This is a genomic window from Actinomadura mexicana, from assembly GCF_900188105.1.
Classification (GTDB): Bacteria; Actinomycetota; Actinomycetes; order Streptosporangiales; family Streptosporangiaceae; genus Spirillospora; species Spirillospora mexicana.
The window spans coordinates 14,263-39,723 of sequence record NZ_FZNP01000017.1; the positions used below are offsets into that span (position 1 = coordinate 14,263).

Below are 25,461 nucleotides of genomic sequence, written 5' to 3' on the forward strand. Positions count from 1 at the left end.
GCCGTCCGCCGGCGTCCGCCGCCCGCCGTCACAGGTTCGTGATCAGCACGGCGGGGTTCTCCACGCAGTCGGCCACGAAGCGCAGGAACCCGCCCGCCGCGCCGCCGTCGCAGACCCGGTGGTCGAACGTCAGGGAGAGCTGGGTCATCCTGCGCGGCACGACCGCGCCGTCCACCACCCAGGGGCGGTCGATGATCCGGCCGACGCCGAGCAGCGCCGCCTCGGGGTGGTTGATGATCGGGGTGGACCCGTCCACGCCGAACACGCCGTAGTTGTTGAGGGTGAACGTGCCGCCCGTCAGCGCCTCCGGCGGCAGCCCGCCCGAGCGCGCGAGCCCGGTGAGCCGGGCCAGCTCCGCGGCGATCTGCGCGGTCGTCATCAGGTGCGCGTCCCGCACCACCGGCACGACCAGGCCGCGGTCGGTCTGCGCGGCGAAACCGAGGTTGACGTGCCCGTACCGGACGATCTCCTGCCGGTCGGCGTCGACCGAGGAGTTCAGCTCGGGGAACTCCCGCAGAGCGGCCACGCAGATGCGGGCCAGCAGGGCCAGCAGGCCGACGCCGAGTTCGGGGCGGGACCGCCGCAGCGCGTCCCTGGCCTCGACCAGGGCGGTCGCGTCGGCGTCCACCCAGGTCGTCGCGTCCGGGATCTCGGCGCGGCTGCGGGTGAGCTTGTCGGCCACCGCCCGGCGCAGCCCGCGCAGCGGGATCCGCTCGGGCGTCGGACGGGCCGGCGCCGGCGCCTCGGCGGCCTTTGCGGCGGCCGTCTCGGCGGCCGTGCCCGCCGTGGCGACGGCCTGTTCGACGTCCCGCCGAAGGATCACGCCGCGCGGCCCGGTGGGGGCGACGGCGGCGAGGTCGAGGCCGTGCTCGCGCGCCATCCTGCGGACGAGCGGGGAGATCACGCGGGGGGCGTCCGCGCGGCGGGGCGCCGGAGCGGGAGTCACCGCGACGGGGGCCACCGCGACGGGGGCCGCCGCCGGGGCCTTCGGGCCGCCCGCGCGGCGGCGTCCGCGCCGGCCCGGCCCGTGCCCGGTGCCGTAGCCGATCAGGACGTTGCCGGATCCGGCCTGCTCCTCCTCGCGGTAGCGGGCCGCGTCCCGGTGCACGTCCGCGACGCGTGCGGGCCCGGCCTCGGCGCCGGCGGGGCCGACCTCGATGAGCGGCTCGCCGACCGCGAGGATCGCGCCCGCCTCCGCGTGCAGCCTCAGGACGGTCCCCGCGTAGGGGACGGGCACCTCCACCGCCGCCTTGGCGGTCTCGACCTCCACCACGACCTGGTCGACCTCGACGGTGTCGCCCGCGGCGACCTTCCATTGGACGATCTCGGCCTCGGTCAGGCCCTCGCCGAGGTCGGGCAGCCGGAACACCTGCGGGGCGGCGGCGGTCACGACGCCTCCCTGTCCAGGTGCAGGACGTCGGGGACGTCGTCGAACTGGAGCCGGTCGACGGCGTCCAGGACGCGGTCGGCGTCCGGCAGGTGCGAGTGCTCCAGCTTCGGCGGCGGGTAGGGGATGTCGAACCCGGAGACCCGCAGCACCGGCGCGGCCAGCGAGTGGAAGCAGCGCTCCTGCACGCGGGCCGCGATCTCCGCGCCCACCCCGGCGAAGCCCTGGGCCTCCTGGACGACCACGCACCGGCCCGTCCTGCGCACCGAGGCGGCGACGGTCCCGTCGTCGAACGGGACGATGGTGCGCAGGTCCACGACCTCCAGGTCGCGTCCCTCCCGCGCGGCGGCCTCGGCGGCCTCCAGCGCCACCGGAACGCTCGGCCCGTAGGCGACCAGCGTCGCGTCCCGCCCCTCGCGGCGCACCACGGCCCGCCCGAACCCGGCGGCGCGCCGGTTCTCGCGGGTGATGTCGCCCTTGGCCCAGTACAGCCGCTTCGGCTCCATGAAGATGACCGGGTCCGGGTCGGTGACGGCGTCGCGCAGCAGCCAGTAGGCGTCGTCGGCGGTGGCGGGCGTGACGACCTTCAGGCCCGGCGTGTGGGCGTAGTACGCCTCGCTGGAGTCGCAGTGGTGCTCGACGCCGCCGATCCCTCCCGCGTAGGGGATGCGGATCACCATCGGCAGCGACAGGCGGCCGCGGGTGCGGTTGCGGAACTTGGCCACGTGCGAGGCGATCTGCTCGAAGGCCGGGTAGGCGAAGGCGTCGAACTGCATCTCCACCACGGGACGGAAGCCGCCCATCGCCATGCCCACGGCCAGGCCGACGATCCCCGACTCGGCCAGCGGGGTGTCGAAGCAGCGGTCCTCGCCGAAGTCCCGGGTCAGGCCGTCGGTGATGCGGAAGACCCCGCCGAGCGGCCCCACGTCCTCGCCGAAGACCAGCACCCGATCGTCCTCGGCCAGCGCGTCCCGGAGCGCGGCGTTCAGCGCCTGCGCCATCGTCGTCGCGGGCATGTCAGTCCTCCCCGGCAAGCATCTCGGACGCCAGCAGGGCGCGCTGCTCGCGCAGCTGGGGCGTGGGTTCGGCGAAGACGTGGTCGAACAGCTCGAACGGGTCGGCCTCCGGGTCGGCGGCCATCCGGTCGCGCAGCCGGGCCGCGTACTCCTCGGCGGCCTCCCGCGCCGACGCGACGTCCTCCTCCGAGAGCAGGCCCCGCGCCCGCAGGTGGGTCTCCAGCCGTGCGAGGGGGTCGGCCGCCTCCCACCGCGCGACCTCCTCGTCCGCGCGGTACCGCGAGGCGTCGTCGGCGTTGGTGTGGGAGTCCATGCGGTAGGTGTGCGCCTCGACCAGGAACGGGCCGTTCCCGGAGCGGGCGTGCTCGGCGGCGGCGGTCAGGACCGACAGCACCGCGACGAGGTCGTTGCCGTCGACCTGCTCGGACCGGACGCCGTAGCCGATCCCCTTGTAGGCCAGCGCGGGCGCGGCGGTCTGCTTGGCCAGCGGCACCGAGATCGCGTACTTGTTGTTCTGGACGAAGAAGACCACGGGTGCGCGCAGGACCCCGGCGTAGTTGAGCGCCTCATGGAAGTCGCCCTCGCTGGTCCCGCCGTCGCCGACGAACGCCATCACCACGCCGTCCTCGCCCTTGCGGCGCAGGGCGTCGGCCATGCCCACGGCGTGGATCGTCTGGGTGGCCAGCGGGGTGCACTGCGGCGCCACGCGCGTGGCCGCCGGGTCGTAGCCGCAGTGCCAGCCGCCGCGCAGCAGCGTGAGCACCTCGACGGGGTCCATGCCGCGGGCGACCAGCGCCACCGAGTCGCGGTACGTCGGGAACAGCCAGTCGTCCTCGCGCAGCGCGAGCACCCCGGCGATCTGGCAGGCCTCCTGCCCGCGGCTGGACGGGTAGACGGCCAGCCGGCCCTGCTTGGTCAGCGCGGTGGCCTGCCGGTCGAACCGGCGGCCCAGCACCATCCGGCGGTACGCCTCGACCAGCGCCCCGTCCTCCGGAGCGCGGTATCCGGCCGGCCGGCCGGCGTCCGTCCCGTCCTCGGCGACGAAGCGCACCGGGACGGCGGAGGGGAGAAGGCCCTCGACCTCCTGACGAGGTGTCCGCACGGACATGGCGCCGCTCCCTTCCCGTGGACGGTTGTCGGTTCGATCGTCCGCTCGGACGACGATCTGCTCAAGACATCGGGCACAATGAGCGACAAATGGCTCGTTCAGTGGCTATGGGGGCACCAAATGTCATCTGACGTGGACACTGAGGGCGTCCGGCCCGGACGTTCTGCCGCACGGCTGGACGCCGTGGACCGCGCGATCATCGCCGAGCTGCTGCGCGACGGCCGGCTCTCGGTGCGGGCGCTGGCCGAGCGCGTGCACGTCTCGCGCGCCAACGCCTACGCGCGGCTCACCCGCCTGCTGGACGAGGGCGTCATCACCGGCTTCACCGCCGAGCTCGCCCCGCACAAGGCCGGCCTCGGCACCAGCGCGTACGTCTCGGTCACGATCGAGCAGAACTCCTGGCGCTCGGTCTCCGCCCGGCTCCAGGACACCCCCTACGTCGAGCACTTCGCGATGGTCGGCGGCGACTACGACGTCCTGGCCCTGGTCAGGGCCCCGGACAACGAGGCGCTCCGGCACGTGGTGCTGGAGCGCATCCAGGACATCCCCGGCGTCCGGGCGACCCGCACCTGGCTGGTCTTCGACGAGGCGCGGGGCAGGGGAGCGCAGTGGGAGGCCTGGGGCGACTGAGGCGTCCATGCGCCCGCGGCCAGGGCGTTCCGCCCTTCTTGCACGCGCGCGCGGCCTATGTCACTCTGGAATACAGACCGCTCGGTCAGTAAATAGGCCGAGTTCGACCGGGTCCCCAGCGGGAGGAGCCCATGACGACGCCGCAGGCCGCGCCCCAGCCGGCGCCCGCCGAGCAGTTCGAGGCGACGATCGCGCGCAACGACCGGATCGAGCCGCGCGACTGGATGCCCGAGGCCTACCGCAGGACCCTGGTCCGCCAGATCGCCCAGCACGCGCACTCGGAGATCATCGGGATGCAGCCGGAGGGCAACTGGATCACCCGCGCCCCCTCGCTGCGCCGAAAGTCGATCCTGCTGGCCAAGGTCCAGGACGAGGCCGGGCACGGCCTGTACCTGTACTCGGCGTGCGAGACCCTCGGCGTGTCCCGCGCCGAGCTGACCGACATGCTCCTCACCGGACGGCAGAAGTACTCCTCGATCTTCAACTACCCCACGCTCTCCTACGCCGACGTCGGCACGATCGGATGGCTGGTGGACGGCGCGGCGATCTGCAACCAGGTCCCGCTGTGCCGGACGTCCTACGGCCCCTACGGCCGCGCGATGATCCGCATCTGCAAGGAGGAGTCCTTCCACCAGCGGCAGGGCTACGAGCTGCTGATGACGATGATGCGCGGCACCGCCGAGCAGCGCCGGATGGTCCAGGAGTCGGTGGACCGGTTCTGGTGGCCCTCGCTGATGATGTTCGGCCCGCCCGACGCGAACTCGCCGAACTCCGAGCGGTCCATGGCGTGGGGCATCAAACGCAACGGCAACGACGAGCTGCGCCAGCGCTTCGTCGACATGACCGTCCCGCAGGCCGAGGCCCTCGGCGTCACGCTCCCGGACCCGGACCTGCGCTGGAACGAGGAACGCGGGGCCCACGACTTCGGCGAGCCGGACTGGTCGGAGCTCTCGGCCGTCATCAAGGGCGAGGGCCCCTGCAACGCCCAGCGGCTGGCGCACCGCCGCCGGGCCCACGAGGACGGCGCCTGGGTCCGCGAGGCCGCGACCGCCTTCGCGCGCAGGCAGGCGGCCCGGAGTGGGGAAGCCGGGCGCGGGGAAGCCGGGCGCGGGGAAGGAGCCGGGAAATGAGCGAGTGGCCGCTCTACGAGGTGTTCGTGCGCGGCAAGCGCGGCCTCAACCACGTGCACGTCGGGTCGCTGCACGCCCCCGACGACGAGATGGCCGTCCGGCACGCGCGCGACGTCTACACGCGCCGCAACGAGGGCGTCAGCATCTGGGTGGTGCGGTCGGACGCGATCACCGCCTCCAGCCCGGACGAGAAGGACCCGCTGTTCGCCCCCAGCGGCGACAAGGTGTACCGGCACCCGACGTTCTACGAGATCCCCGAGAACGTCCCCCACATGTGAAGGCCGCCATGGACTCTCAGCACGGCTCGGTGTACGACGGGCTTCTGGACGGCGACAGCTCCCAGTGGGCGTTCGGGACCGACTTCGAGGACCCACTGGCCGGCGTCGACACGACCGTCCCCGACGGCGTCGACCCGCACGCGCTCGCGACGTACTGCCTGATGCTCGCCGACGACGCCCTCGTCCTGTCGCACCGGCTGTCCGAGTGGTGCAGCAACGCGCCCGACCTCGAAGAGGACATCGCCCTCGCCAACATCGCGCTGGACCTGCTCGGCCAGGCGCGGCTGCTGCTCGCCCGCGCGGCCACCGCCGACCCGTCGGTCGTCCCGGCGCTGCCGGAGGGCTCGCCGGTCCCGGCCGAGGACGCGCTGGCGTTCTTCCGGGACGCCGGCGCCTACCGCAACGTGCGCCTCGCCGAACTGCCGAACGGCGACTTCGGGCACACCATGGCCCGCGTCCTCGTGTTCGCGACCGCCCGGCTGGCGCTGTTCGAGCGGCTCACCGGCAGCCGCGACGCCGTCCTCGCCGCCGTCGCGGCCAAGGGGGCCAAGGAACTGGCCTACCACCGCGACTTCGCGGGCCGGTGGTTCCTCACCCTCGCCCAGGGCACCGAGGAGTCGCGGCGCCGCGTCCTCGCCGGGCTCGACGAGGTGTGGCGCCACCACGACGAGCTGTTCCGCACCCACCCGGTGGAGCGGGCGCTCGCCGACGCGGGCGTCGCCGTGGACCCGGCCTCCACCGCCGCCGACGCCGACGCCGTGCTCGCGCAGGTCTTCACCGCGAGCGGCGTCGAGCGGCCCGGCGTGCCGCAGACCGGGCTGCTCGGCGGGCGCGCCGGACGCGACGGCGTCCACACCGAGGCGCTGAGCCGGATGCTGGCCGAGATGCAGGTCGTCGCCCGAGCCCACCCGCTGGGACGGTGGTGACCGCCGTGCCCGGCACCGCGTACATCGGCACGGCCCGCGCCGTCGCCGCGTCCGTCCGGGACCCGGAGATGCCGATGCTGACCCTGGAGGACCTCGGCGTGCTGCGCCGCGTCGAGGAGCACGGCTCCGCCGTCACCGTCGCCATCACCCCGACGTACTCGGGCTGCCCCGCGCTCGCCACGATGCGCGACGACCTGGTCCACCGGCTCACCGACGCCGGATACGCCGACGTGCGCGTCGAGATCGAGCTCTCCCCGCCCTGGTCCAGCGACTGGATCAGCGAGCGGGGCCGGGCGGCCCTCGCCGCCGCCGGGATCTCGCCGCCCGGCCCGGCGCCGGCGCCCTCCGGGCCCGTCGCGCTCACCCTGGCGCCGACCCGCCGGAGACTGCGCTGCCCGCGGTGCGGGTCGGCCTCGGTCGAGCTGACCTCGGAGTTCGGCTCCACCTCCTGCAAGGCGCTGTACCGCTGCACCGGCTGCCTTGAGCCGTTCGAGCACGTGAAGGAGATCTAGCGGTGGCGCCTGCGACGTTCCACCCACTGAAGGTCGCCGCGGTCGACCGGCTGACCGACGACTCAGCGGCGGTGACCTTCGACGTCCCGCCCGAACTCGCCCGCGACTACGCGTTCGCGGCCGGCCAGAGCCTCACGCTGCGCAAGGTGATCGACGGACGGGAGCACCGCCGGTCCTACTCGATCTGCGCGCCGGCGGGCGCCCGGCCCCGGATCGGCGTCCGCGAGATCCCCGAGGGCCTGTTCTCCTCCTGGCTCGTCCGGGAGGTCCGCCCGGGCACCGAGATCGACGTCCAGGTCCCGTCCGGCAGCCTGCGGGCCGACCCCGCCGAACCCGGCCGGCACCTGCTGATCGCGGCGGGCTCCGGCATCACCCCGATGATCTCCATCGCCGCCACCGTGCTCGCAAACCCGGACACCCACGTGCGGCTGCTGTACGGCAACCGCACCAGCGGGACGGTGATGTTCGCCGAGGAGCTCGGCGACCTGAAGAACCGCTACGGCCCCCGGTTCCAGCTCGTCCACGTGCTGAGCCGCGAACCCCGCGACGTCGAGCTGTTCTCCGGCCGCCTCGACGCCGGCCGCCTGCGCCGCCTGCTGAGCGCCGTGACCCCCGTCGACGACGTCGACCACGTCTGGCTGTGCGGCCCGCTGCCCATGGTCACCGGCGCCCGCGACGTCCTCGCCGAATTCGGCGTCCCGCGCGAGAAGGTGCACGTCGAGCTGTTCTACGTCGACGAGCCGCCCCCCGAGGTGCGGCGCGACGGCCCCGCCGTCACCGGCGAGACCAGCGAGGTCACCGTCGTGCTGGACGGCCGGTCGAGCACCGCGCCGATGCCGCGCGACCAGCGCATCCTCGACGCCGCCCAGGCCACCCGCGCCGACCTGCCGTTCGCCTGCAAGGGCGGCGTCTGCGGCACCTGCCGCGCCCGGGTCACCGAGGGCGAGGTCGACATGGTCCGCAACTACGCCCTGGAACCCGCCGAGGTCGCCGCCGGGTTCGTGCTCACCTGCCAGTCCCACCCGGTCAGCGCCGCCGTCACCGTCGACTACGACTCCTGAACCGCGCCCGCCCGGCTCAGGACGGCGGCGCCGCCAGACCGTCGAACGCGATCGCGGTGATGGCGTCCGACAGGGCGTCCGCGCTCACCTCGCCGCCCGGCCGGTACCATTCGACCAGCGAGTTGACCATCCCGAACAGGAGCCGGCTCACCAGCTCCGGCGGCACGTCGCCGCGCACCGCCCCCTCCGCGGCCGCCGCCCGCACCAGCTCCGCCAGCCGCGCGTCGATCCACCGGCGCCGCCGCAGCGCCGCCAGCTCCACCTCGCTGTTACCGCGCACCCGCAGCAGCAGCGTCACCGCGGGCTGGTGCGCCACCAGCACCCGGACGCTCTCCCGCACCACCGACCGCAGCCGCTCGTACGCGCCGCCCCCCGACTCGTCCTGCGCCTCGCGGATCACCGCCGTCAGCTCGTCGAGCGCCTCGTCGAGCGCCAGCGCCAGCAGATGCGTCTTGCCCGGCACATGATGGTAGATCGCCGACTTGCTGAACCCGAGCTCCTCCGCGAGGTCCCCCATACTGGTCCCCTCGTAGCCCTTCCGATTGAAGAGCTCGATGGCCCGGCGCAACACAGTCGCCTGGTCGTACCCCGGACGGCCTCTTTTCATTTGCTTTTTTCTCCTCCTTCGGGCCTGGCGGCCCTCCATCGTCGATAAAAGCGGGCGATCGCTGGCATCGCTCCGTCTCGCCTGGCGGCTCGCTGCGCGATCAGATTCTCGCAAGCTCGAATCTGCCTTCGGACGCGATCGCGACCTTGGGGTCGTCGCATGGTTGCGGTACGGGCCGAGGTCGTTGCGGTAGTGGGTGACGGTGTGCGGGTATCGCTCTGTGTTTATTGCAGTGCTCTCCTCCTTCGGGCCTTGGCGGCCCTTCCATCGTCGAGTACTGCTTGCGATCGCTGGCATCGCTCCGTCTCGCCTGGCGGCTCGCTGCGCGATCAGATTCTCGCAAGCTCGAATCTGCCTTCGGACGCGATCGCGACCTTGGGGTCGTCGCATGGTTGCGGTACGGGCCGAGGTCGTTGCGGTAGTGGGTGACGGTGTGCGGGTGGCGCTGGGGTTGGTCTCGTGGCGGAGCGGCACCACGTGACGGCTTGGTGGAGACGGTCAGGGCGATCCCGCCCCTCTTCGGCGGCTGACCTCGGGCTGCCGGAGGACCCCCACGAGGGCTCGGAGCGCTGCCCCGAAGGCATGGTCAGGGGGTGTCGCGTAGCCGACCACCACCCCGTCCTCGGGCGGGAGGCGGGCGGCGGGGTGGCGGAACGTCGACAGGGCGTCGACCGCCACTCCGGCGCGGGCCGCGGCTCGCAGGGCGGCGGGTTCGGTGCCGGGCGGCAGGCGCAGGACGGCGTGCAGGCCGGCGGCGATCCCCGTCGCGTGGACGTGGGGCGCGTGCTCGGCCAGGGCGGTGACGAAGCGGTCGCGGCGGGTGCGGTAGCGCTGGCGCATGCGGCGGACGTGGCGGTCGTAGGAGCCGGAGTCGAGGAAGTCGGCCAGGGTCAGCTGGTCGAGCACGCCCGCCCACGCCTCGCGCTCGCCCTTGGCCTTGAGGACGTCGTCCACCAGGCGGTCGGGCAGGATCATCCAGCCGAGCCGGATGGCGGGGGACAGGCTCTTGCTGACCGACCCGATGTACAGGACCCGGTCGGGCGCCAGGCCCTGCACCGCGCCGACCGGCTGGCGGTCGTAGCGGAATTCGCCGTCGTAGTCGTCTTCGAGAATGAGCCCATCCGACGAGGCCGCCCACTCCGCTACTGCCGTGCGCCTGCGCGAATGGAGCGGCCCGCCTGTGGGGAACTGGTGCGCGGGTGTCAGGAGTACGGTGCGCTCGGCGTCGGTGAGTTCGTCGATCCGGGCTCCGTCGCCGTCGACGGTGAGCGGGCGGGTGCGCGTACCGGTCTGCTTGAGCAGGGCCCGGTGGAAGGGCAGTCCGTACTCTTCCACCGCCAGCGGGCCTGGCAGCACCCCGCCGCCGAACAGCAGGCGCAGGGCGTGCGCGAAGCCGGAGCAGACCACGATGTGGTCGGCGTCGGTCCGCACGCCGCGCGTGCGGGCCAGGTACGCGGCGAGTGCGCGGCGCAGTTCGGGGCGCCCGCGCGGGTCGCCGGGGCCGAAGGCCTCGTTCGGCGCCGCGGTGACCGCGCGGCGCGCCGACGCCAGCCAGGCGGCGCGCGGGAAGGACGCGGCGTCCGGCTGGCCCTGCCGCAGGTCGTGCACCGGTTCGGGTGGACGGTCCGCACCGGGGCGCGGCGCGGGACGTGCCGGGGGCGGATGCGCGCCGAGCGCCACCGTCGTCCCGGAGCCCTGGCGGGCGGTCAGCCAGCCCTCCGCGACGAGTTCGGCGTAGGCGTCGGCGACGGTGTTGCGGGCCAGGCCCAGGTCGGCGGCCAGCGATCGGTAGGGCGGCAGCCGGGTGCCGGGGGCGAGCCGCCCGGAGCGGACCGCCGCGCGCAGCGCGCGGGTCAGGGCCGCCCGGCGCCCGCCGCCGCCCGGCAGGTCCAGGTGGAGGTCGGCTCCGAGCCCTTCCGCCAGATTGACCCAGTCTTCCGTCACGAGATTGCACCCTATCGCCGGTCTTCTTTCCTTCTAGATTGTGGTGCAGAGCCTGATCGACCTGCTACTTCGGAGGAACGATGAACGACTTGCGCGCTGCCGTCCGCGGCCGGGTCCTGCTGCCCGGCGACGCCGGTTTCGACGCCGCCCGGCGTCCCTGGAACCTGGCCGTGGAGCAGCCGGTCGAGGCCGTGGTCGAGGCCGCCGACGCCGATGACGTCGCCGCGCTCGTCCGGTACGCCCGTTCCGCCGGGACGGCCATCGCCACGCAGCCCAACGGGCACGGCGCCACCGGCCGCACCGGGGGCGCGATCCTGCTGCGCACCCGGAATCTGGACGGCCTGGAGATCGACCCCGCGGGCCGCCGCGCCCGGGTCGGCGCGGGCGTCGCCTCGGGACGGCTCCAGGCGGCGGCCGCGCCGCACGGCCTGACCGGGCTGCCCGGGAGCTCTCCCGTGGTCAGCGTCGCCGGGGTCGCCCTCGGCGGCGGGCTGAGCTGGTTCGGCCGCGCCCACGGCTGGGTCGCCGACAGCGTCACCGCCTTCGAGGTCGTCGACGCCGAGGGCCGCCGCCGGCGCGTCACCGCGGACACCGACCCCGACCTGTTCTGGGCACTGCGCGGCGGGGGCGGCGACATCGCCGTCGTGACGTCCCTCGACCTGGCGCTGCATCCGGCGCCGCACCTGTACGGCGGCCGGATGCTGTGGCCGGCCGTGCACGCGCCCGAGGTGATGGACGCCTACCGGCAGATCACCGCCGCCGCCCCGGACGAGCTGACGGTCTGGCTGGACCTGCTGCACTTCCCCGGCGCCGATCCGATGGTCGCCGTGGACGTCACCCACCTCGGCCCGGCGGACGAGGCGCGCGACCTGCTGCGTCCCCTGGACCGGCTCGCCCGGCCGCTGTCCGACGGCAGGGCGACCATGGCGGTCTCCGAGTTGGGCGGCATCACGGCCGAACCCACCGACCCCGGCGCCGGCCGATCGCGTGCCGAACTGCTCACGGAACTGGACGACGGCGCGGTCAAGGCGCTCCTGGCCGACCCCATCGCCCCATTGCTGAGCGTGCAGATCCGGCATCTGCAGGGTGCGTTCGACCGGCCCTCCGACAGCCCGCACGGCCCGCTCGTCGAGCCCTATGCGCTGTATATGTTCGGCATCCCGGCCGACCCGGAGACCGCAGAGGCGGTCCAGGGCAGACAAGCCGCGCTCGCCGACGCGCTGCGCATTAGCGGACGCAAGCCCCTCACGCTCCTCAACCCCGAGGAGACCGTCGCGAACGCCTTCGCCCCCGAGGCGCTGACCCGCCTCCGCCGAACCAAGGCCCGCCACGACCCGCACAACACCATCCGCAGCAACTTCCCCGTGAACCCCTGAAACCCGCAGCCAGGGCCGCCCGAAGGAGGAGGGCACTGCGATAAACACACCAGGGCGCTCAGCGCCCGAAGGAGGAGAAAAAGCAATAGATTCGCCAAGACAGGGTTCCAATTGCGGGAGCAGTGTGTCCGCGCCGGTCTGCTGCCTTTATACCGGGACATGGGGGCGGTGCCTTGCCCGGACGCGGCCATGGCCGGTGCGGTTTCGATGACCTGGCCTGTTCCCCGGCGGCCTAGGATGAACACGGGACCGTCATTCGTCACTGAACGAGGGGGAAGGCAATTCATGGCGCAGCAGGTCAAGATTCGCCTGGTCGACGACATCAGCGGCGGGGAGGCGGTGGAAACCGTGTCGTTCTCGCTCGACGGCAGGGCCTATGAGATCGACCTGAACAAGAAGAACGCGGCCAAACTGCGCAAGGTCATCGAGCCTTACCGGGAGCACGGCCGCAAGGCGCGCCGCGTCGCGGCGAGGAGCGCCGCGCGCACGGCGGGCAGCCGCGAGCGCAGCGCCGAGATCCGGCGGTGGGCGAGGTCGGCGGGAATTCCCGTCAACGACCGCGGGCGCATTCCCGCCGATGTGATCCAGAAGTTCGAGGCGGCGCACTGACCCGGCGCTCAGGGAGGCGCCGGGGGTGCCGGGTCAGACCAGGTCGGTGGCGGCCAGGCAGATGCCCAGTTCCAGGCGGCTGCGGGCCCCGAGTTGCTCCATCACGTCGTGCACCTGGCGCTGGACGGTGCGCGACGAGATCTTCAGAGCGTTGGCGGCCGCCTGGTCGGTCATGCCCACGGCCAGTTTGCGCAGGATGTTGAGCTGGAGTTCGCTCATCGGCCGCGCCGGGACGGGGGCGATGGGGTACGCCTTCTCCCAGTGGCTCTCGAAGATGGCGACCAGCCGGTCGATCTCGGCGGGCTGGACGACCGCTGGGGCGAGGTGGGGACCGTTGCCCCTGACCAGGGCGGCCCGGCGGTCCACCACGAGTAAGAAGGCCGGCAGGGCGCCGCCGAGCCGGATCTCGGACGGTCCCTGCCCGGAGGCCGCCTGGAGGCGGCAGGAGCGGGAGACGACGATGCGGGAGCGGGGGCGGGCCGTGGTGCGGCGGCGCAGATAGGCGTTGCGCAGCGGGGCCGGCCACGCCGGGACGAGCGAGAGGATCTCGTGCCGGGCCGTCGCGAGCAGACCGGTGACCTGCTTTTGATCATGAACCGAAAGGTGCATGCGTACCCTCGTTCGATCGGTGTGCGTATCACCAACTTCGGCATTGCCAGCGGGCGGGGGGTGCAATGCGCTTCTGACGCTATAACCGCGGCCCTTACCGGACGCTAACCGGCGCCGCGGTGTATTTTTCGTTATTGTCTACTTGTTTACTGGGAAATCTTCCCCGTCAGGTCGTCCGCCTCGGCCCGCGCGGCCGCGGCGGCGTCGTGGTCGCCCGCCGCGGCGTAGGCGTCGCCCAGCCGGTGCAGCGTCCGCGCGAGGAACGGGAGCCAGCCGCGGGTGCGCCAGACGTCCACGGACTCCTCCAGGCAGCCGACGGCGGCGGTGATGTCGCCCGCGGCCAGGTTCAGCTCGCCGAGGATGGCGAGGGCCTCGGCGAGGTGGTGCCCGAAGTTGCCCGCCCGGCTGTAGGCGAGCGCGAGGTCCGCGGTGGCCCTGGCCCGCTCGTCCCCGATCGCGGTGAAGAGCTTCGCGAGGTAGATGAGGGAGAACGTCTCGAGGTACCGGTCGTCCAGCTCGCGGGCCATCGTGATCGACCTGTTGAGCATGTCCTGCCCGGTGCCGAGGTCGCCCGCGAAGGCGTGGCCCACCCCGAGGAACTGGACGACCGTGGCCTTGAGCCGGACGTTGCCGAGCCGCTCGGCGATCTCCAGGGCGCGCTCCAGGCAGGACACGGCCCGGAGCGGGTCCTCCTCGCCGTGCGCCACCGCCTGGATCTGCAGCGCCCGCGCCTGCCCGCCCAGGTAGCCGGACGGCTCGGCGAGCCGCAGGGCGCGCGCCGCCGTGGCCAGGGCCTCCTCCTTGGCCCCCTGGGCCACCAGGCCCCAGCTGATCTGGATGAGGGCGTCCGCCATCCCGCGCTCGTCGCCCAGCTCGGTGAACAGCCGCAGCAGCCGTTCCGCCGTCTCCCGCATCACCACCATCGCGGGCTTGGTCCGGCCCTCCGACGTCCAGGTGATCACCTCCAGGAGGCCCCGCAGCAGGACGGCCTCGCCCCGCTTGTTCCGCGCCGCCCGGCAGAGCCGCAGCGCCCGCTCGTTGGTGTGCCTCCAGTCGTCGTAGGCCCCCCTGATGTCGCAGAACTTCTCCAGGGAGGCGGCGAGGTCCCAGGCCAGCTCGTCGAGTTTCAGGTCGCACGCCTGCCGGGCCGCCGCCGTCAGCGCGGGCAGCTCGGCGGCGAACCACTGCAGCGGGTCGGCGAGCAGGCGCGCGGCGGTGGCGGGGGAGAGGGGCCAGCGCGGCGCGGTGCCGTGCATGGAGGCGTAGGCGGGGCCGGGGATGCGCTCGGCGGCGTTCTCGGCGAGCCACAGCCAGGCCCCGAGCGCCCGGGCGAGGGCGGCGGTGCGCTGGCGGGGCGCGTCCTCCGCCTCCGCGCACTCGCGCGCGTACAGCCGGATCAGCTCGTGCATGCGGTGCCGTAGTCCGCCGGTGGCGTCGGTGCCGACCACGTTCACGAGCTGGGCGTCGATCAGCCTCTCCAGGTGCGGGCGGGCCTCGTTCAGCGGGACGCCGAGGAGCGCGGCGACCGTCCACAGGGAGAAGTCCGGCGCGTCCAGCAGGCCGATCATCCGGAACGCCCGCCGGGTCGCGGGCGGCAGCGGCCGGTAGCTCATCCGGAAGCTCGCCCGGACCGCCAGGTCGCCGACCGCCAGCTCGTCCAGCCGGCCGCGCTCGTCCCGCAGCACCTCGGCGAGGTGGGCCAGGGTCCAGTTCGGGCGGCCGGCCAGCCGCCCCGCGGCGATCCGGACGGCCAGCGGGATGTGCCCGCACAGCCGCACGATCTCCATCGCGCCCTCGGGCTCGGCCGCGACGCGGCGCGGGCCGATGACGCGGGTGAGCAGGTCGACGGCCTGCGGCGGCGACAGGACCTCCAGGTCCAGCAGCGTCGCGCCCTCCAGCCCGGTGAGGCGGTTGCGGCTGGTGACGAGCACGGCCGTGCCGGGCGAGCCCGGCAACAGGGGCCGCACCTGCTCCTCGTTCAGGGCGCCGTCGAGGACGACCAGCACCCTGCGCCCGGCGACCCGGCTGCGGAACAGGGCCGCGCGCTCCGCCGGCGCCGGCGGGACGCCCGAGCCGCTCACCCCGAGCGCGCGCAGGAACCGGTCGAGGACCTCCGAGGGCTCGGGCCGGGCGTCGGCGTCGCCGTCCAGGTTCGCGTAGAGCTGGCCGTCGGGGAACGCGTCGGCCAGCAGGTGCGCCACGTGCACGGCGAGGGCCGTCTTGCCGATGCCGCCCATGCCCGCGACCGTGGTGACCGCCACCGTCCGCGCCCGCCCGTTCACCGGGTTCATCAGGCTGCCGGCGATGAGCGCCGCCTCGTCGAGGCGGCCGGTGAAGTCGGGGATGCCCGGCGGCAGCTGCGCCGGGACCGGGACGACGGCGCGGGGGCCGGCCGCCGGCTCCGGCGCGGCGGCGAACGGCCGGTCGCGGTCGAGGACGCGCAGGTAGGCGTCCTGCACCTGGCTGCTCGGCTCGACGCCGAGCTCGTCGGCGAGCCGTTCGCCGAGCCGCCGGTAGACGTTCAGCGCCTCGGCGGGCTGCCCGCCGGCGGCGAGCAGGTCGATGAGCGCCGCGTGCAGCGGCTCGTCGAAGGGCAGGTCGCCGGCCAGGGCGCGCACGGCGGCGATCGCGGGCTCGGGGTCCTCGACGCGCTGGGCGGCGGTCGCCAGGTCCATCACCGCCTCGCGCATGTGCTGCTCGACCGAGCGCAGCAGGACGTCGGCGCGGTCCAGGTACTCCATCCCGGCGAGGACGGGCCCGCGCCGCAGCCGCAGGGCGGACACGAGCACGGCGGCGCGCGGCTCCGGCTCCTGCACCGCGCGGGCCCGTTCGATCAGCGCCCGGAAGCGGTGCAGGTCCAGGTCGTCGCCGGGGACCGCCAGGCGGTAGCCGTCCTCGTAGTCGATCGACGGCGCGCCGTCGCCGAGCTGCCTGAGCCACTTGCGCAGCCGGGAGATCCCGACGTGCACCGACTCCCGGCTCGTCATCTCGGCGCGGTCGGCCCACACCAGCCGCGTGAGCCTCTCGGTCCGCAGGGGCTCGCCCTGGGCCAGCAGCAGCGCGCCGAGCAGCCCCTGCAGGACGTGGGACCTCGGCGGCGGCACCTCGGTCCCCCCGGCGCTCACCGAAAGCCGGCCCAGCACCCGGAAGGCCGGAGCCCGCGCGGGCGCCGGGCGGCTCGCGTCCTCTCTCGGTTCCAAGATGGGCCACCTGCCCTCGATGGGTGAGCGGTCTCGGCGGACGAGGTCAGCGGACGGACCTGACCGGCTGGATGGCCAGGCCGCCGGCGACCGCGAGGCAGGCGCCGGCCGTGAAGAGCGCGGAGAAGCCGCCCAGCAGCAGCGTCCCGGCGGCCACGAGCGGGGCGACGGCGACCGCGCCGCTGCCCGCCGCGTTGATCAGGCCGAGGTCCTTGGCACGGTCCCGTTCCAGGGGCAGCACCTCGGTGACGAGCGCCTGGTCGATGGCCAGGTAGACGCCGTGCCCGGCGCCGAGAACGGCCGCCGACACCAGCGTGACGGGCCAGAGGGGGAGCAGCGCCATGCAGGTCAGCGAGCCGGCCATGAGGAGCGAGGCGACGATGACGAACGGTTTGCGCCGGCCGGTGCGGTCGGAGCGGCGCCCCGCGAGGACGCTCGCGACGACCACCCCCGCGGTGTAGAGCAGGCTGAGCACCGCCACGCTCCCGGCGGGGTCGTCCACGCGCACCTCGTCGCGCAGGAAGTAGAGCAGGTACAGCGTGGCGAGGGAGATCGACAGCTGGGCGAAGAACCGCCCTGACAGCGTCCAGGCGAAGTCGGGGTGGCGACGCGGGCTGACGTACAGGTCGGTTATGAATGCCTTGGGCGACCGGCGCGGGGCGCGCGCTCCGGAGACCGGGAGGGCGGGTCCGTCCGGCGGGCCGCCGAGGCCGGGCGAACGGAGCGGCGCGTGCTCTTCGAGCATGGAGTACGGGAGGACCAGTAAGAGCGTCAGCCCGCCCATCAGCGCGTATCCGGCCCAGGTGGGGATCGTCGCGACGAGCATCGTCCCGACGACCAGCCCGACCGGCATCGCGAGTCCTGCGATGCCGGAGACCAGGCCGCGCCGGGCCACCGGGACGCGGTCGGGGATCGCGGCGCACAGGGCCGCGCCCATGGCGTTGGCGGCGCCGTGCACGAGGACCCAGCAGACGCCGACACCGGCGACCGATGTCTGGAGCGGCAGCGCGACCAGGGCCGCGGAGCAGACCAGGGCGGAGGCGAGCACCCAGGGCCGCCGCCGCCCGAAGCGCGAGGCCGTGCGGTCCGACAGGGATCCGGCGACGGGGGAGGAGACGATGGCGGCGCCCGCGCCGAGGGCGGTGATCAGGCCGAGGTCCCAGACCTGGCGGGCCGGGTCGAGCGCCGCCAACTGGGCGGGCAGCAGGATCTGCGCCGCCGCGAGCAGGCCGGTCCACATGGCGAGCGTCGCCAGGAAATAGGCGACGATCCAGTGGCGGGGGACGGTGGGTGTCGGGGCCGGGCGGGGAGGGGCGGATCCTTCTTTATAGGAGATCTCCATTTGAGATGACAGCCCTCGCATCGCGTCGTCTGGTAACAGGAGCTCGAACGCGCTGATTGGGAGCGTTCGTCATTCGTGCTCGGACGTCTCTTGATCATATGCGGGGCCAATAAAGGAGTCCGGTGAACATCATGACCAATGGATCGTTGGACTGTCAACCAACTGTCAGTTTCGCTTGGACCAACGTGTCCCGGCCGGCGGTGCCCCGCCCCGGCGGGGCCGCGTCCGGTCTTCACGGCCCCGCCTGATCCGTCCCGCCCGTGTCAGTGCCCCAGGCTGCCTCCCCCGTCGATGGTGATCACCTGGCCGGTCACCGACGCGGCGCCCTCGGAGGCGAGCCAGACCGCGGCGGCCGCGATCTCGTCGAGCGTGGCGGTGCGCCCGAGCGGGACCTCGTCGAGGATCTGCTGCTTGTGGCGGTCGGTGAGCTCGCTGGTCATGTCGGTGTCCAGCAGTCCGGGCGCGATCACGTTCGAGGTGATGCCGCGGGCGGCCAGCTCCCGGGCCAGGGCCCGGGCGAGCCCGATCAGGCCCGCCTTGCTGGCGGCGTAGTTGGCCTGGCCGGGCACGCCCTTGGTCCCGGCCACCGAGGAAATGAAGATCATCCGTCCGCGCCGTCCGCGGATCATGTCCGAGACCGCGGCCTTGGCCACCCGGTACGCCCCGGTCAGATTGGTGTCGATCACGCGGGTGAACGACTCCTCCCGCATGCGCAGCAGCAGCGCGTCGTCGGTGATCCCTGCGTTGGAGACCAGGACCTCGACCGGCCCGTGCGCCTCCTTGATCTCCTCGAAGGCGCGGGCGACCTGGTCGGAGTCGGTGACGTCGCACTTGACGCCGAGCAGCCCGTCCGGGGCGCCGGATCCGCGGTGGGTCACCGCGACCGCGTCGCCGGCGGCGGCGAACGCGCGGGCGATCGCGAGGCCGAGGCCGCGGTTCCCGCCGGTGACGAGTACGGAACGGGTCATGAGTCCCCTCCAGCAAGGGTCGGTCCGGCCGGCTCGGCCACGGAGGCGGCGAGGTCCCCGCCCCCGTCGATCGGGTGGTTCCACCAGAAGCGCCCGGTGGTGGCGAACGCGTAGGGGGTGAGGCGGCGCCGGACCCGCTCGCCCGGCTCGTAGAGCTCGTCCCAGTCGGGGTTCAGGCCGTCCCGGTAGAGGCCCGCGACGATCCCGGCCAAGGCGTCGCCGCCGGTCCCGCCGGGGAGCAGGCGGAGGCCGTCCGTGCGCTCGCCCATGACCTCGATCAGCCGGACGGGTTCGGACTCCCGGGCCGCACGGAGCGCCTCGTCGAACCGCGGGGCGCCGCCTGGACGCTCCGTCCAGAACGCGGCGTCCAGCACTTCGTCGTCGAGCCGCCCGCCGCGGCGGGCCGAGTAGAGCGGGGCCGCCGGCGGCCGGCAGACGAGGTCCGCGGCGGCCGGTGCCGGCGGCTCGGCCGCGCCGTGCGCGGCGACGAGCCGGCACGCGTCCGCCAGGGCGAACACGCCGGACAGGACCGCCGCCGCGTACTCGCCGACCCCCTCGCCGACCGTCCACGCAGGCTTGATCCCGACGTCGGCCAGCGTCCGCCCGGCGGCGTAGGCGACGGCGAAGGCGACCGGTTCCGCGGCGGGCGGCTCCGCGCCGGTCAGCAGGGCCTCCCGCACGGACCAGCCGAGGAGGGGCCGGAGCGCCGCGTCCGCGGCGTCGAGCGCGCGCCGGTAGGCCGGGACCCCCTCGGGCGGCCGCGCCGGGATGCCGGCGGGCAAGGCGGAGCCGCCCGAGATCACCCATCCCGTCTTCGGCCGCGCTCCGGCAGTCCCGGACAGGGCGGCGAGCCGGCGGTCGTCCGCGGCGGCCTCCAGCAACGCCGCCACGGCGGCGGCCTGGTCGGCCGCCGGGAGGGCGAACCGGACCGGCCCCGACGCCTTGACCTTGTTGGACGTCCAGCAGAGCTGCCCGAGCCGTCCGGCGGGCGCGGCCGCGACGTCCTCGGCCAGCCGGCGGACCGCGCCGCGCAGGCCCTCGGTGTCGCGCGCCGACACCGTCAGGATCCCGCCGCGCGCGCGGCCCGGGGGCGCCGCGCCCGGCCCCCCGGCGGCCTCCGGGGCGGTGCCGAGCACGATGTGGGCGTTGGTGCCGCCGAGGCCGAAGCCGCTGACCCCGGCGAGGACCTCGCCGTCCGGCAGCGGCAGCGGCTCCTTGACGAGCCGGAGCCCGTTCGCCGCCAGTTTCAGCCGCGGGTTCTCGCTGTCGGAGAACCGGCTCAGCGGGACCACGCGGTGGTGCAGCGCCAGCGTGGTCTTGATCAGCCCGGCCATGCCCGCCGCCCCCTCGGCGTGCCCGATGTTGCCCTTGACGGACCCGATCGCGCACGGCCGCTCCCGGGGGACGCCGTGCACCTTGCCGAGGGCGCGGGCCTCCAGCCGGTCGCCCAGCAGCGTTCCCGTGCCGTGCGTCTCCACGTAGGCGATGTCCTCCGGCCGGACCCCCGCGCGCTTGTAGGCCTCGACCATCACGGCCTGCTGGGCGTGCGGGTTGGGCGCGGTGACCGTCGTGCTGCGGCCGCCGTGGTTGACCGCGCCGCCCTTGATGACCGCGTAGACGGGCAGGCCGTCGGCGAGGGCGTCGTCCAGGCGGCGCAGGACGAGCGCGGCGACGCCCTCGGCGCGGCCGAAGCCGTCGGCCCTGGAGCTGAACGGCTTGCAGCGGCCGTCCGGGGAGGCCACCTTGGCCTGGGCGAAGTAGATGCTGGACGAGGGGGTGATGAACATGTTCACCGACCCGACCAGCGCCTGGTCGCAGATGCCGGCCCGCAGCGCGTGGCAGGCCTCCTCGGTCGCGACCAGGGAGGACGAGCACGCCGTGTCGACGGCCATGCTCGGGCCCCGCAGGTCGAGATGGTAGGAGATGCGGTTGGCGGCCATCGCGTAGCCGTTCCCGGAGCCCACGTGGCCGGTGATGCTGGTGAAGTTGGTCATCAGCAGGCTCATCCACTCCGAGCCCATGATCCCGACGTAGACGCCGGTCCTGCTGCCCGCCAGCGAGCGCGGGTCGATGGTCGCGTCCTCCAGGGCGCGCCATGCGGTCTGCAGCAGCAGCCGCACCTGCGGGTCGGCGACCTCGGCCTCCTCTTTGGAGAACCCGAAGAACTCGTGGTCGAACGCGTCGGCGTCGTCGACGAAGCCGGCGTAGCGGGTGTTGGTCTTGCCGACGCCCCCGTCCGGGTCGTAGTAGACGTCGGCGTTCCAGCGGGACTTGGGCACCTCGACGATCCCCTCGTCGCCGCGCATCAGCAGATCCCACAGGGCCGCCGGATCGGGCGCCTTGGGGAAGCGGCAGTCGATGCCGACGATGGCGATGTCCGTCATGTTCCTGGTCCTCCTCGGCCGCCGGTCCGCAGCAAGCAGCACGCGGCGTGCCCGTCGGTGTCGATGGTGGTGATCAGTGCGAGACCACCGGCGGGGTCGAGGGAGGCTCGCTCCCGGCTCGCGTCGCGGACCGCGATCGCGGCGGCGACCTGGAGCGCGGCGGCGGCGCCGAAGGCGTCACCGACGATCTCCGAGGGCCGCAGGACGGTGTGCGCCGGAAGGCGCAGGCCGGCGTCCTCCTGCCCGGAGGGCACGAGGAGGCCGACGTTCTCGGGGCCCGCGCCGCCGGTGCGCAGCGCCCTGCGCACGGCGGCGTCCAGCGCGGCGGGGGCGTGGCGGGGCTCGTCGAAGACGCGGCTCTCCAGCGCGAGGATCTCCGCGAGCACCGGCCGGCCGTGGCGCCGCGCCCGGTCCCCGGGCTCGACGAGGAACACGCCGCAGCCTTCGGCGGCCCGGGTCTCGCGCCCGGCGGCCGCGGCGATCGCCGCGCGCCGCTCGTTCAGGTCCTCGTAGGCGCCGCACACCACGGCGTCGGCCCGGCCGGAGGCGAGCAGCCGCCGCGCGTACCGCAGCGCGGCGAGGCCGGTCGCGGCGCCGGCCGTGACGGTCGCGTTCGGTCCCCGCAGGTCGAACGCCATCGCGGCCTGCGCGCTGGCGTAGTTCATCACGCACGCCGGGACGAGCGCCGGGTTGACGTTGTCGGGGCGGGGGCGGGTCAGCGAGTCCCGGGTGAGCGTCATCGACTGGTCGATCCCGGCGGCGCCGCTGCCGAGCACGAGCGCCCGGCGGTGGGGCGGCCATCCGGCGAGGACGTCCGGGCCGAGGAGGTCCCCGATCGCGGCGAGCGCCATCGCGGAGGGGCGGTCGACCAGCCGGACGGGACGCGCGGAGGGGTCGGGGGCCTCGGTGCGGAAGTCCTCGACCGCGCCGCCGGGAAGCCGGTCGCCGGCCCGGATCGCCTCGGCGAACGGGCCGGCGCCCACGCCCGCGGGCGACATCAGTGCCATCGCCGAGATGACGGTGCTCACGCGGCCCCCTCCTTCGCGGCGGTCCCCTGTTCGGCGGACGGCCCGCCCGCGAGGGCCCCGGCGTGGCGCAGCACGACCGCGGCGTTGTTGCCGCCGACGCCGAGCGAGTTGACCACGGCCGTGCGCACCCGGGCGGGACGGGGCGCGCCCGTCACGCAGTCCACGGGGCACTCGGGGTCGGGCGTGGAGAAGTTGACGGTGGGCGGGATGAACCCGTGCTCCATGCCGAGCACCGCGGCGATGCACGCGTGCGCGCCGGCCGCGCCCTGGGTGTGGCCGATCATGGATTTGAGCGCCGTGACGGGCGGCGGCGCGTCGCCGAACACGTCCGCGAACACGGCCGACTCCATCGCGTCGTTGATCTTCGTGCCGGTGCCGTGCGCGAACACCACGTCCACCTCCGACGGTGCCGCGCCCGCGTCGCGCAGCGCGCCCGACAGGCACTCGGCGACGCGCTCGCGCAGCGGCCTCGTGGGGTGCTCGGCGTCGCAGTTGAGCCCGAAGCCGGCGACCTCGGCCAGGACGGTCGCGCCGCGCCGGCGCGCGTGGTCGAGGGTCTCCAGGACGAGCATTCCGGCGCCCTCGCCGAACATGAACCCGTTCCGGTCGAGGTCGAAGGGGCTGCACCTCTCCGGGGCCCACGCCCGCAGCCGGTAGAAGCCGGCGAAGGCCATCCGGCTCACCGAGTCGGCCCCGCCGCAGACCGCGAACTCGGCCTCGCCGCCGCGCAGGGCGTCCAGCGCGTGGCCGACCGCGTAGTTGCCCGCGGCGCACACCGTCGGGATCGTGACGGCCTCCACGTCGGTGAGGCCGAGCTCGACGGCCACCGCGACGGGCAGGCGGCCGGGGTGCACCCGCCGGGCCCGCGGCGCCGGCAGCCGCCGCAGGCCGCCGGTGACCTCGGCGGCGGCCAGCGCGTCGACGTCGAGCGACTCGCCGCAGGTCGTGCCGACGGCGATGACGCCGGGTTCGTCCCGGACGGCCGCGGGGTCGAGCCCCGCGTCGCGCATCGCCATCCGCGCGGCGGCCGCCGCCTGGGCGCCGACCTTCCCGAACCGGCCCGGCTCGATCCGCCGCAGGAGGGTCTCGGGGTCGAACCCGGGCACCTCGTAGGCGCGGGCGTACCGGAAGCCCGTCGTGTCGAAGCCGCTGATCGGCGACGCGCCGCACGCTCCCGCGCGCAGCGCCGTCAGGAAGTCCTCGCGGCCGATCCCGATGCTGGAGATGACGCCCAGCCCGGTGACGACGACCCGCGGCCGGGGATCACCGGCCGGCCCTCGCGCACGGGGACGGTCGTGGGAAACGGCGGATATTTCCAAATTGGTTCACCTCGAAGGGAGGATTTCGTGCCCCGGCGAACGGCTCAATGGCCGTTCGCGCGCCCCATCGTGCTGCGCGCATGGCCATGCCCGCCCTGGTATGTCCGACGCACCTGCCCGGAATCGGACGTGGACCGGCGAAAGAGCGGCCGAATCGGCAGTCCGCGAGCGGATCGCCGCGTCTAGTGTGCGGGGGCGAAGTCGTCCCGGCCGGTAGTGCCTTTGATGAATGGGATTCGAGTCGCATGGTGAATATGAGTGGGCGGGTGTTCGCGGAGCCGAGGATCAGTGCCGCCCGGCGCCCCGACGGGACGGTGCTGCTGTCCTCGCAGGTGCCGCTGGAGCCCTACGACGCCGACCTCGCGCGCCCGCTGCACCGGTGGGCGGCGGAGCGGCCGGGCGCCGTCCTCGCCGCCGAGCGGCGCAGCGGCGGATGGGACGAGCTCACCTACGGCGCGGCCCTGGCGGACGCCGAGGCGCTCGGGGAGGCCCTGCTGGAGCGCGGCCTCGCCCCGGACCGCCCGCTCATGGTGCTGTCGGGCAACTCCCTGCGGCACCTGCGGCTCACGCTCGCCGGATACCTCGCCGGGATCCCGGTGGTCTCGCTCAGCACCGCGTACTCGCTGAGCGGCGGCCACGAGCGGCTGCGCACGGTCGCCGGCATCGCCCGGCCCGGCGCCGTCTACGCCGAGGACGGCCGGGAGTACGGCGCGGCGCTGGCGGCGCTGGCCGGGCTGGCGCCGCGCACCCTCGTCGGCCGGGAGGGCGGCGGGGAGCCCCTCGACGAGCTGCTGCGCACCGCGCCGGGGGAGCGGCTCGCCGCGGCCCGGGCCGCGGTCGCCCCGGACTCCGTCGCCAAGATCTTCTTCACGAGCGGCTCGACCGGGCGCCCGAAGGCCGTCCCCAACACCCACCGGATGCTGTGCGCCGTCCAGCAGATGATGCGGCAGGTCTGGCCGTTCCTGGCCGAGACCCGGCTGACCCTCGTCGACTGGCTGCCGTGGAGCCACACCTTCGGCGGCAACCACAACCTGCACATGGTCCTGACGCACGGCGGCACCCTCGCCATCGACGACGGCGGGCCGACCCCCGAGCTCCTGCCGCGGAGCCTGCGCAACCTCACCGAGTTCTCGCCGAACGTCTACTTCAACGTGCCCGCGGGCTTCGCGCTGCTGGCCGAGGCGCTGGAGTGCGACTCGGGGCTCGCCAAGACCTTCTTCGCCCGGCTGGGCCTGCTGTTCAGCGCGGGCGCCCCGCTGCCCGCCGAGCTGCGGGAGCGGATGCTGAGGCTGGCGGAGCGGTTCTCGCCCGGGAAGGTCCGCTTCACCTCCTCGTGGGGCCTGACCGAGACCGCGTCGGCCGTGACCTCCGCCCATCTGGACACCGGCGTGCCGGGCGCGATCGGCGTGCCGCTGCCGGGGATCCGGCTCAAGCTGGCCCCGGTCGACGGGCGGCTGGAGATGCGGGCCGCCGGGCCCACGGTGATGTCCGGCTACCTGGACGATCCTGACCGCACCGCCGAGGCGTTCGACGAGGAGGGCTTCTACCGGACGGGCGACGCCGGCGCGCCCGCCGACGAGAACGACCCGGACCGCGGCCTGGTGTTCCAGGGCCGCATCACCGAGGACTTCAAGCTGACCACCGGGACGTGGGTGCGGGTCGGGGCGCTGCGGGCGGCGCTGCTCGCGTCCGCCGACCAGCTCGGCGAGGTCGTGATCACCGGTTCGGGGCGGGCGCACGCGGGCGCGCTCGCCTGGCCGCGCCGCGCCGGCGACCCCGCGGCGGTGCGCCGGGCCCTGGCCGAGACGCTGGCCAGGTTCAACGCCGGGCAGCGGTCCTCCCGGCGGATCGAGCGGCTGCTGCTGCTCGCCGACCCGCCGGACCGCGACGCCGGGGAGCTGACCGACAAGGGGTCGGTGAGCCAGCTGGAGGTGCTCCGCAACCGCTCCGCCCAGGTCGATCTGCTCTACCGCGACCCGCCGCCGCCCGAGGTGATCCTGCCCGCCGACCATGCCGACTGAGCCGGG

At 74.3% G+C, this 25,461-nt stretch carries 21 protein-coding genes; 9 read left to right on the forward strand and 12 right to left on the reverse strand.

The genetic code is table 11. The annotated features are described in order from the left end of the window. Nucleotides 1–28: 28 nt before the first annotated feature. The 3 genes from CHC11_RS32760 to pdhA are packed head-to-tail and all read right to left on the reverse strand — an operon-like array spanning nt 29 to nt 3,511. Nucleotides 29–1,390, reverse strand: coding sequence for a dihydrolipoamide acetyltransferase family protein (locus CHC11_RS32760; protein ID WP_089315748.1), 1,362 nt, complete (start codon nt 1,388–1,390; stop codon nt 29–31). Next, complete coding sequence (locus CHC11_RS32765; RefSeq protein WP_089315749.1) at nt 1,387–2,403, reverse strand: alpha-ketoacid dehydrogenase subunit beta; 1,017 nt, start codon at nt 2,401–2,403, stop codon at nt 1,387–1,389. The genes CHC11_RS32760 and CHC11_RS32765 overlap by 4 nt, the downstream gene beginning before the upstream one ends. Nucleotide 2,404: 1 nt before the next feature. Continuing rightward, a complete protein-coding gene (pdhA, locus tag CHC11_RS32770) occupies nt 2,405–3,511 on the reverse strand; it encodes a pyruvate dehydrogenase (acetyl-transferring) E1 component subunit alpha (protein ID WP_089315750.1) in 1,107 nt (368 codons plus the stop codon). Between the two features lie 120 nt (nt 3,512–3,631). Here pdhA and CHC11_RS32775 point away from each other — a divergent pair, with 120 nt between their 5' ends. The 6 genes from CHC11_RS32775 (at nt 3,632) to paaE (ending at nt 8,048) form a co-directional block, all read left to right on the forward strand. Beyond that, nucleotides 3,632–4,141, forward strand: coding sequence for an Lrp/AsnC family transcriptional regulator (locus CHC11_RS32775; protein ID WP_089315751.1), 510 nt, complete (start codon nt 3,632–3,634; stop codon nt 4,139–4,141). 131 nt (nt 4,142–4,272) lie between these two features. Beyond that, nucleotides 4,273–5,271 (forward strand): 1,2-phenylacetyl-CoA epoxidase subunit PaaA, encoded by a 999-nt coding sequence (paaA, locus tag CHC11_RS32780; RefSeq protein ID WP_089315752.1) that lies wholly within the window; start codon nt 4,273–4,275, stop codon nt 5,269–5,271. Further along, nucleotides 5,268–5,549: a 1,2-phenylacetyl-CoA epoxidase subunit PaaB gene (paaB, locus tag CHC11_RS32785; protein ID WP_089315753.1), complete on the forward strand. Its 282-nt coding sequence runs from the start codon at nt 5,268–5,270 to the stop codon at nt 5,547–5,549. Before paaA ends, paaB begins: the two co-directional genes overlap by 4 nt. An 8-nt stretch (nt 5,550–5,557) precedes the next feature. Then, entirely contained in the window at nt 5,558–6,475 is a 918-nt protein-coding gene (paaC, locus tag CHC11_RS32790) for a 1,2-phenylacetyl-CoA epoxidase subunit PaaC (protein WP_089315856.1), read from the forward strand. 5 nt (nt 6,476–6,480) lie between these two features. Next, nucleotides 6,481–6,987: a 1,2-phenylacetyl-CoA epoxidase subunit PaaD gene (gene paaD / locus CHC11_RS32795; protein WP_245920074.1), complete on the forward strand. Its 507-nt coding sequence runs from the start codon at nt 6,481–6,483 to the stop codon at nt 6,985–6,987. 2 nt (nt 6,988–6,989) lie between these two features. Further along, on the forward strand, nt 6,990–8,048 hold the full coding sequence (paaE, locus tag CHC11_RS32800; protein ID WP_089315754.1) for a 1,2-phenylacetyl-CoA epoxidase subunit PaaE: 1,059 nt from the start codon (nt 6,990–6,992) through the stop codon (nt 8,046–8,048). A gap of 16 nt (nt 8,049–8,064) precedes the next feature. Here paaE and CHC11_RS32805 read toward each other — a convergent pair whose 3' ends face one another. After that, a complete protein-coding gene (locus CHC11_RS32805) occupies nt 8,065–8,694 on the reverse strand; it encodes a TetR/AcrR family transcriptional regulator (RefSeq protein WP_179279122.1) in 630 nt (209 codons plus the stop codon). A 459-nt stretch (nt 8,695–9,153) separates the two neighbouring features. After that, a complete protein-coding gene (pdxR, locus tag CHC11_RS32810; protein ID WP_089315756.1) occupies nt 9,154–10,599 on the reverse strand; it encodes a MocR-like pyridoxine biosynthesis transcription factor PdxR in 1,446 nt (481 codons plus the stop codon). Between the two features lie 80 nt (nt 10,600–10,679). On the opposite strand from pdxR, the gene CHC11_RS32815 reads away from it, so the two are divergent. Both CHC11_RS32815 and CHC11_RS32820 read left to right on the forward strand, forming a co-directional pair. Next, entirely contained in the window at nt 10,680–11,975 is a 1,296-nt protein-coding gene (locus CHC11_RS32815; RefSeq protein WP_089315757.1) for an FAD-binding oxidoreductase, read from the forward strand. 285 nt (nt 11,976–12,260) lie between these two features. Then, nucleotides 12,261–12,584: a histone-like nucleoid-structuring protein Lsr2 gene (locus CHC11_RS32820; protein WP_089315758.1), complete on the forward strand. Its 324-nt coding sequence runs from the start codon at nt 12,261–12,263 to the stop codon at nt 12,582–12,584. Between the two features lie 33 nt (nt 12,585–12,617). Here the strand turns inward: CHC11_RS32820 and CHC11_RS32825 are convergent, their stop codons facing one another. The 7 genes from CHC11_RS32825 to CHC11_RS32855 all read right to left on the reverse strand — a co-directional run bounded on the left by CHC11_RS32825 (nt 12,618) and on the right by CHC11_RS32855 (nt 23,434). Continuing rightward, entirely contained in the window at nt 12,618–13,193 is a 576-nt protein-coding gene (locus CHC11_RS32825) for a helix-turn-helix transcriptional regulator (protein ID WP_089315759.1), read from the reverse strand. A gap of 146 nt (nt 13,194–13,339) precedes the next feature. After that, complete coding sequence (locus tag CHC11_RS32830; protein WP_089315760.1) at nt 13,340–16,393, reverse strand: AfsR/SARP family transcriptional regulator; 3,054 nt, start codon at nt 16,391–16,393, stop codon at nt 13,340–13,342. A gap of 46 nt (nt 16,394–16,439) precedes the next feature. Further along, nucleotides 16,440–17,735, reverse strand: a complete 1,296-nt coding sequence (locus CHC11_RS32835; protein WP_179279123.1) for an MFS transporter — start codon at nt 17,733–17,735, stop codon at nt 16,440–16,442. 263 nt (nt 17,736–17,998) lie between these two features. Continuing rightward, nucleotides 17,999–18,703, reverse strand: coding sequence for a 3-oxoacyl-ACP reductase FabG (fabG, locus tag CHC11_RS32840; RefSeq protein ID WP_089315762.1), 705 nt, complete (start codon nt 18,701–18,703; stop codon nt 17,999–18,001). Continuing rightward, on the reverse strand, nt 18,700–21,087 hold the full coding sequence (locus CHC11_RS32845) for a type I polyketide synthase (protein ID WP_089315763.1): 2,388 nt from the start codon (nt 21,085–21,087) through the stop codon (nt 18,700–18,702). The genes fabG and CHC11_RS32845 overlap by 4 nt, the downstream gene beginning before the upstream one ends. Further along, entirely contained in the window at nt 21,084–22,115 is a 1,032-nt protein-coding gene (locus CHC11_RS32850) for a beta-ketoacyl synthase N-terminal-like domain-containing protein (RefSeq protein ID WP_089315764.1), read from the reverse strand. The genes CHC11_RS32845 and CHC11_RS32850 overlap by 4 nt, the downstream gene beginning before the upstream one ends. Then, nucleotides 22,112–23,434 (reverse strand): beta-ketoacyl-[acyl-carrier-protein] synthase family protein, encoded by a 1,323-nt coding sequence (locus tag CHC11_RS32855; RefSeq protein WP_218826349.1) that lies wholly within the window; start codon nt 23,432–23,434, stop codon nt 22,112–22,114. The genes CHC11_RS32850 and CHC11_RS32855 overlap by 4 nt, the downstream gene beginning before the upstream one ends. A 254-nt stretch (nt 23,435–23,688) precedes the next feature. Here CHC11_RS32855 and CHC11_RS32860 point away from each other — a divergent pair, with 254 nt between their 5' ends. Continuing rightward, on the forward strand, nt 23,689–25,455 hold the full coding sequence (locus CHC11_RS32860) for an AMP-binding protein (RefSeq protein ID WP_179279124.1): 1,767 nt from the start codon (nt 23,689–23,691) through the stop codon (nt 25,453–25,455). Nucleotides 25,456–25,461: the final 6 nt, after the last annotated feature.